Below are 6476 nucleotides of genomic sequence, written 5' to 3'. Positions count from 1 at the left end.
GGCCTCCATAGCCTCTCCACCTGCGGAAACGAGGCGATAGCCAGGTGCCGGGGGCTATTTCCGCGTTGCGCTAGCTGCGGAAACGCGGGGTCCGTTCAGACTGTTGCGTTGAGATTGAAAATCAACCTACCACACAGGAGCAGGCTTCTATTCCGATTTTCAAATATCTCAATCTGTAACATCTGGGCGGGCAAATCGGCTCTATCTGTTACAGATCGAGACAGACGGCGGGTGTCAGGACGAACATCTCGATCTGTAACGGTACGACGACTTTTAACGGTCTAAATGTTACTGATCGAGACAAACTACCGTGGCTGGTCAAAACCACCACAAAGGTGCCTGTCCCCTTTGTGATGGTGAGGTGCTAGGGGAGGAGCTTCATCGCGGCGTCGTGGGCGGCGCGCTCGTAGGTGTCGTCGAGGGGCCTGAGCGGCAGCAGGGCGGCGGCCCGTGCGTCGCCGCGGCGCTCGAGGGCGTGGGCGATCAGCCAATCGGCGAGCTCGGGGTTCTTGGGCAGTGCCGGTCCATGCAGGTACGTGCCGATGACGCCCTTGTAGATGAGGCCCTCAAAGCCATCGTCGCCGTTGTTGCCGGTACCCGTGACGACGGACGTTCCGAGCGGCGTGGCCTCTGCATCGAGCAGGGTGCGGCCGCCGTGGTTCTCGAATCCCACAAAGGGCTCGGGTGCCAGGTCGGTTTTGACGGCGACGTTGCCGATCAGGCGATCGGAGCCTCGCACGGTTTCGGCGGCAACGACGCCCAGGCCCTCGATGCGATTCTCGCCCATATAGTACGAACGGCCGAGCAGCTGATAGCTGCCGCAGATAGCGAGCAGCGAGCCGCCATCCTCAACATAGGCCGCGACCTTGTCTTTTTGAGCGAGCAGCTCGTGTGCCACAGCCAACTGGTCGCGGTCGGAGCCACCGCCCATCATGACGAAATCGGCGTCGGTAAGATCGAGCGTCTCGCCCATGCGGATCTCGTCCACGCGCACGGGAATGCCGCGCCAGGCGCAGCGGCGCTCGAGGGCGATGACGTTGCCGCCGTCGCCATAGAGGTTGAGGGCATCGGGATACAGGTAGACGATGCGCAGCGGACGCGAGAGCTCGACCGGCACAATGTCGGTGGGGACAGCGCCGCCATCGGCGCGCGTTACGGCGTGGGAGGCAACCGAGCTCGCATCGGTGCTCTTAAGCCCGTCGAGCTCCTTGACCAGCGGCGGGAAGGCCGTGTAGTTGGCGACGGCATAGAAAGTGTCGCCAGCCTCCTCGTCTGCTACGGCGCCGATCGCCTGCTCGATATTCGAGATGATAGCGGCGTCGATGCCGGCATACTTGAGGCGTACCTGCATATCGTGCGCGCGCGTGCCACCGGCAAAGGCGACAAGCCCTGGGGTATCGGCGATGCGCTCGAAATCGACGTCGTAGATCCACGAGACATCGTGACCGTCGGCGTCGTTGTCGTTCAGGAAGAAGGCGCAGAGCCTGCCGCCTGCCGTTTTAATGGACTGAATCTGGCGATCGAAGCCCACGGGATTTTTGGCCAGGTTTGCCTCGACGGTACGGCCGGCGATCTCCCAGCGGCCCATGCGTCCGCCGGCGGGGACGTAGGCATCGAGCGTTGGCTGCAGATGTGCCGCGTCCACGCCCAGCTCGCGCGCCGCAAAGAAGGCGGCGGCAACGTTGTAGACCATGTACAGGCCGTTGTAGCGCGTGACGATGTGCGTTGCAGGTGCGTCGGTATCGGGTCCAAAGTTCAGGTCAAAGTCGTAGCCACTGCAGGTGAGCTCAACGCCTGTCACGCGACGGACCAGCGCGGGACGACCCCAACCGCACGAAGGACAATGATAGGCGCCGAGCTGGCCGTACTGCACATAGTCGTACTCCAGCGGCGCGTTGCACTGTGAGCAAAAACGCGAGTCGCTAATGCGATCGGACTCGGTGCCCGTGGCACCGTCGATGCCAAAGGCGATGCTCGTGTTGGGGACGCGTGCGGCGATCGAGGCGCACAGCGGATCGTCGGCGTTGTAGATGAGCGTCGTTGCCGGCGAAAGCTCCAGCGCGTGGGCGATGACGTCCTGGGTGTGGTCGATCTCGCCGTAGCGGTCCAGCTGGTCGCGGAACAGGTTGAGCAGCACAAAGTAGGTCGGCTTGAGCTTGGGCAGGACGCGCACCGTGTAGAGCTCGTCGCACTCAAAGATGCCTACGCGCTTGCTGCTGGCCGTTCGCTTAAGGTTGCCGCGCGCCTCGAGCAACGCGCCCACCACGCCCGGCTCCATGTTGTTGCCGGCGCGGTTGCATACCACGGTGGCGCCGCTGGCGGCAACGGCATCGGCGATGAGGTTGGAGGTGGTGGTCTTGCCGTTGGTGCCGGTGATCACCACGCTGCGGTCGACCAGGCTCGCGAGGTCGCTTAGCAGCTCGGGGTTGATCTTCATGGCGATGCGGCCTGGAAGTACGCCGCCCTGGCGTTTGAGGACAGAGCGCAGCCCCCAGCGGGCGATATCGCTCGAGGTGCAGGCGAGAGATGAGCGGAAGTTCATGAAGTCGTTCCTAACGTAAATGACATGGTCGTGGCGATTGTGCCGTTAAAAGCCGTAACGGCGCGCAAATTCCTGGGCAAGCTGCGATACGTCGTCGCAGGCGTTGGCCCAGGGGGCAAAGTCGGGAGTATCCGAGATGATGCCGTCGGCCTCCCAAACTGCCTGATGCGAAAGGTCCCAGGGGTCGTGCGGTTCGGGCCGGCAGGGAAGGTACGGCGTCTGATACATGGGATTCAGCAAAAAGAACGCGCCGCCCTCGCAGCGGTTGGCAAACTCGCGCAGCGCGCGTGTCGCCGGGCGTATCTTGTTTGTTTTGAACAACAGGATCGTGCGGGCGAGTAGGTACCAGGGGGAATCCTCGAGGACATCGGCCCCCATCTGTTCCTCGAGCTGGTGGGCCAGGGCAAAAAAGCCGTCCTCGTCTTCCAGGCGAGCGAGGGCGAGTAGCACGGTGCCTGCAGCTCGGGTGGGATAGCCTTCCGCCTTAAGAACGCGGCGGGCATAGTTGGCGGCAGCACGGTAACGAGCGCTCGCCATGCACAGCTGCGAGATGGCCTCGAGCGTGTGGAGCCACCCGATTAAAGCCGGCTCGCTTACGGTGAGGTCGGCAGCTGTCACGCCGTCTGCCAGCACTCTGTTGGCCCAGTAGTGTGGGGCCTCCATGTCGAACCCGGGCACGCTTTGCCGCAGGTAATCGGTCGTGGTCGCTTCGAGCTTCATCAGGTCGCCCAGGCAGGCGTCGACGGGTGTGTCCGCCAAAATGATGGCGAGCAGCTGGGCATCGACCGCCAGCGCATCGACGCGAACGATCTTGAGCAGCTCATCGCGCATATCGTCGAACAGGCGGTTGCGCGTCTGCTCAAACTCCTCGTCGCTGCCCATGTCCTCGATGCGATGGAGCTCGTCGAGCAAATGACGATGCACGCCGGCATAGGAAAGCAGCGCCTGCGCATGCTCGGTCTGCGCGTACTTTTGAGGGTTAACGCTCACGTCGTTATGGACAAGTTCGCGTGCTGCATCGGTGAGTTCGGGGTGCGACGCAACGTAGGCGCGCTCCAGGTAGGCGGGGATGTAGACGCTCGGATCCATTAGAGGTCTCCTCCCTTAAACGGCAGGCCCTGCTCGGCCGCCCGCAGGATGCGCTCGTCGATCTGGGAACGCACGATATCGTTGGTGGCGACCCAGGCGGCGAAGCTGGCGTTGTCGGGGGCGCCCAAGCCCTCCTGCAGTACCGGCGTCGCCTCGGACAGCGCAAGGACAAGCTCGTCGGTAGAGCCCACACCCACGTTGACGCGGGCATAGACGCCATCGGGAAACTCGGTTTGGAAGTAGAGTGCCTCGGCCGCGTGCGGGCACGAGCGTGCAAGGATGCGCAAGTAGTGCTCGGCACCCTCGTAGTCCAGCTCGCGCCAGGCTGCGCTCATCAGTGCGATGAGCGTCCACGGGTCCAAGTCGCGCTCCGCGTCCTTGGGACGACGACGCAGCGGCGTGTTGGCGAGATAGGGGACGGAGTGGGCAGAGCGAAAGCGCTTGAGCTCCTCGGCAGGGTATTCGAGCTTCGCCATGGCGAGCATCGCGGTGTGGCGGACGCCGGCCGGATCGTTGGGGGCAAAGTCGAGGCTGCGGTTTGCAGCTTCGAGCGACATGCGATAGCGTCCGCTAATGAGGGCGCGCGATGCAAGGGCGGCAAGCCAGCGCAGGTAGGGGCGGCGCATAAGGTCGCCCGCGGCCTCGCGCTCATAGGGGTCCTGCGCCGAGGCGATCTTGAACGCCAGGTCATGCTCGACTTCATCGCGCTTGGATACCAGGTACTGTACGTATTCCTCGTTGGAGTCGGCGGTGAGGGCCGTCAGCATGCGCTGGGCATCCCAGTTGGTCGGATCGAGCGCGGCGGCCTCGCGAAGCATGTTCTCGGCAGCGGCCTCTTCCTGCTCGGCTTGGGCATCGTCGGGGATAAAGGGAATGCGGTAGTCGACAGCCTCGACCACCTTGGCAATCAGATGTCCGGCGCGGTCGCGATCATGCACGATGAGCGGCGCGGGGTTGCGGGTGAATTGTTCCATCAGACGCTCTACGGCGGTGCCATCGGTGAGCGGGATATTGTCGCGGCGCAAGGCCTCAAGAACGAGGCGATGGCAATCCTCTTGAATGGGATCGAATGCCATGGGGCCTCCTTTGCTGCGGTTAGGGTTCAAATGTCTCTATATAAGGTTCTAGTTTACCCGCATGTGGCACACCGGGGGTGTCGCACTTGGACTTGCACCTTTGCACCACGAAGACGGATGTCGCACAAATGTCGGCACCTTGGACGACCGAGTGGTATCACGGTGCCGCAAACGGTCGATTTTTGGCGGCGAACGGTGCATATTTTGGAGGGGCACAGTCCTGCCCAGGATATGTAGTCAACCTTGATAAAACGTTTGCCCAGCTTGGGAGTATGAATGCCGCACAAGGGTCTTCAGGGATAGAAAAAACGTTTCATCATTGGCGGCTTTAGGTGAATAACTGACCAACCAGAACGGTAAAATAGTGTTTGTCTGAGCGTTGAGACGTTTAGACATCGCGCATTGTCATCGCCGGCAACGCGCAAACCGGTCCTAACGGAGCCAATTGGGTGCTCCGTTATATACGCAAGTCTAAGAGGGGCTTGTTTAGGAGGCACAGTATGGGACGTTTTACCAATCCTCGCGATCTGTACTTTGGTGAGGGCGCTCGCCACGAGGTGAAGAACCTCAAGGGCAAGAAGGCCATCATCGTTTCTGGCGGCAGCTCTATGCGCCGCGGCGGGTTCCTGCAGGACGTCGAGAACGACCTTAAGGAAGGCGGTTTCGAGGTCAAGCTGTTCGAGGGCGTCGAGTCCGACCCGTCCATCGAGACGGTCATGAAGGGCGCCGAGGCCATGCGCGAGTTCGAGCCCGACTGGATTATCGCCATCGGTGGCGGCTCGCCCATCGATGCCGCTAAGGCCATGTGGGTCTTCTACGAGTATCCCGAGGAGTCCTTCGATAACATCATCCAGCCGTTCAGCTTCCCGGAGCTGCGTCAGAAGGCTCATTTCTGCGCCATCTCCTCTACCTCCGGCACCGCTACCGAGGTCACCGCGTTCTCCGTCATTACCGACTACGCCAAGGGCATCAAGTACCCGCTGGCCGACTTCAACATCACCCCTGATGTCGCCATCGTCGACCCCGAGCTCACCTACACCATGCCCGCCAAGCTGTGCGCTCACACCGGCATGGATGCTCTGACCCACTGCATGGAGGCCTACGTTTCCACCTGCGCCTCTATGTTCACCGACGCCAACGCCCTGCACGGCATCCGCGAGATCGTCGAGTGGCTGCCCAAGTCCTATGCTGGCGACCATGAGGCCCGTCAGCACATGCACGAGGCTCAGTGCATCGCCGGTATCGCCTTCTCCTCGGGCCTGCTCGGCATCGTTCACTCCATGGCTCACAAGACCGGTGCTGCCTTCGAGAACGGCCACATCATCCACGGTGCCGCTAACGCCATGTACCTGGGCAAGGTTATCCAGTGGAACTCCAAGGACCCGCGTGCTGCTGAGCGTTACGCTTACGTGGCCAAGGAGATCCTGCACCTTCCCGGCGAGACCAACGAGGAGCTCATCGCTGCGCTCGTCCAGAAGATTCGCGACCTCAACGACCAGCTCAACATTCCGCAGTCCATCAAGGATTACGCGAATGGTGGCGTGAAGGTCGACGCCGAGAACCCGCAGATGGTTTCCGAGGAGGAGTTCCTCGCCAAGCTGCCCGAGATCGCTGCGAACGCCGAGACCGACGCCTGTACGCCCGAGAACCCGCGTGAGACCAAGGCTGCCGACTTCGAGAAGATCCTCAAGGCCTGCTACTACGACACCGACATCGATTTCTAATCGACTCTTGTTATCGTAACGAGGGGCTCCGCACGTATCCGTACG

General features: G+C 61.9%; 4 protein-coding genes. 1 reads left to right on the top strand and 3 read right to left on the bottom strand.

Going from position 1 to position 6476, the window contains the following annotated elements; translation table 11 throughout:
* Positions 1 to 364: 364 nt before the first annotated feature.
* Genes AAAT03_RS09085 through AAAT03_RS09075 form a run of 3 tightly spaced genes read right to left on the bottom strand, consistent with a single transcriptional unit; the run spans position 365 to position 4707 of the window.
* On the bottom strand, positions 365 to 2542 hold the full coding sequence (locus AAAT03_RS09085) for a MurT ligase domain-containing protein (protein WP_349103173.1): 2178 nt from the start codon (positions 2540 to 2542) through the stop codon (positions 365 to 367).
* 45 nt (positions 2543 to 2587) lie between these two features.
* Entirely contained in the window at positions 2588 to 3631 is a 1044-nt protein-coding gene (locus AAAT03_RS09080) for a hypothetical protein (protein ID WP_349103172.1), read from the bottom strand.
* The gene (locus tag AAAT03_RS09075; protein ID WP_089572774.1) at positions 3631 to 4707 is read right to left on the bottom strand and encodes a hypothetical protein; all 1077 of its coding nucleotides are present in this window, start codon (positions 4705 to 4707) and stop codon (positions 3631 to 3633) included. The genes AAAT03_RS09080 and AAAT03_RS09075 overlap by 1 nt, the downstream gene beginning before the upstream one ends.
* Before the next feature lie 500 nt (positions 4708 to 5207).
* Here AAAT03_RS09075 and AAAT03_RS09070 point away from each other — a divergent pair, with 500 nt between their 5' ends.
* The gene (locus AAAT03_RS09070) at positions 5208 to 6431 is read left to right on the top strand and encodes an iron-containing alcohol dehydrogenase (RefSeq protein WP_089572776.1); all 1224 of its coding nucleotides are present in this window, start codon (positions 5208 to 5210) and stop codon (positions 6429 to 6431) included.
* The last annotated feature ends 45 nt before the right edge of the window (positions 6432 to 6476 follow it).

It is taken from the genome of Collinsella sp. CLA-AA-H167, from assembly GCF_040095305.1.
Lineage (GTDB): Bacteria > Actinomycetota > Coriobacteriia > Coriobacteriales > Coriobacteriaceae > Collinsella.
The sequence above is the reverse complement of the archived record's forward strand: the minus strand, read 5'-3'. Positions and strand labels throughout refer to the sequence as shown.

Excerpts from the sequence above, each read along its gene's own strand:
- AAAT03_RS09080 (WP_349103172.1), bottom strand. The coding sequence starts at position 3,631 with ATGGATCCGAGCGTCTACATCCCCGCCTACCTGGAGCGCGCCTACGTT.
- AAAT03_RS09075 (WP_089572774.1), bottom strand. The coding sequence starts at position 4,707 with ATGGCATTCGATCCCATTCAAGAGGATTGCCATCGCCTCGTTCTTGAG.
- AAAT03_RS09070 (WP_089572776.1), top strand. The coding sequence starts at position 5,208 with ATGGGACGTTTTACCAATCCTCGCGATCTGTACTTTGGTGAGGGCGCT.
- AAAT03_RS09085 (WP_349103173.1), bottom strand. The coding sequence starts at position 2,542 with ATGAACTTCCGCTCATCTCTCGCCTGCACCTCGAGCGATATCGCCCGC.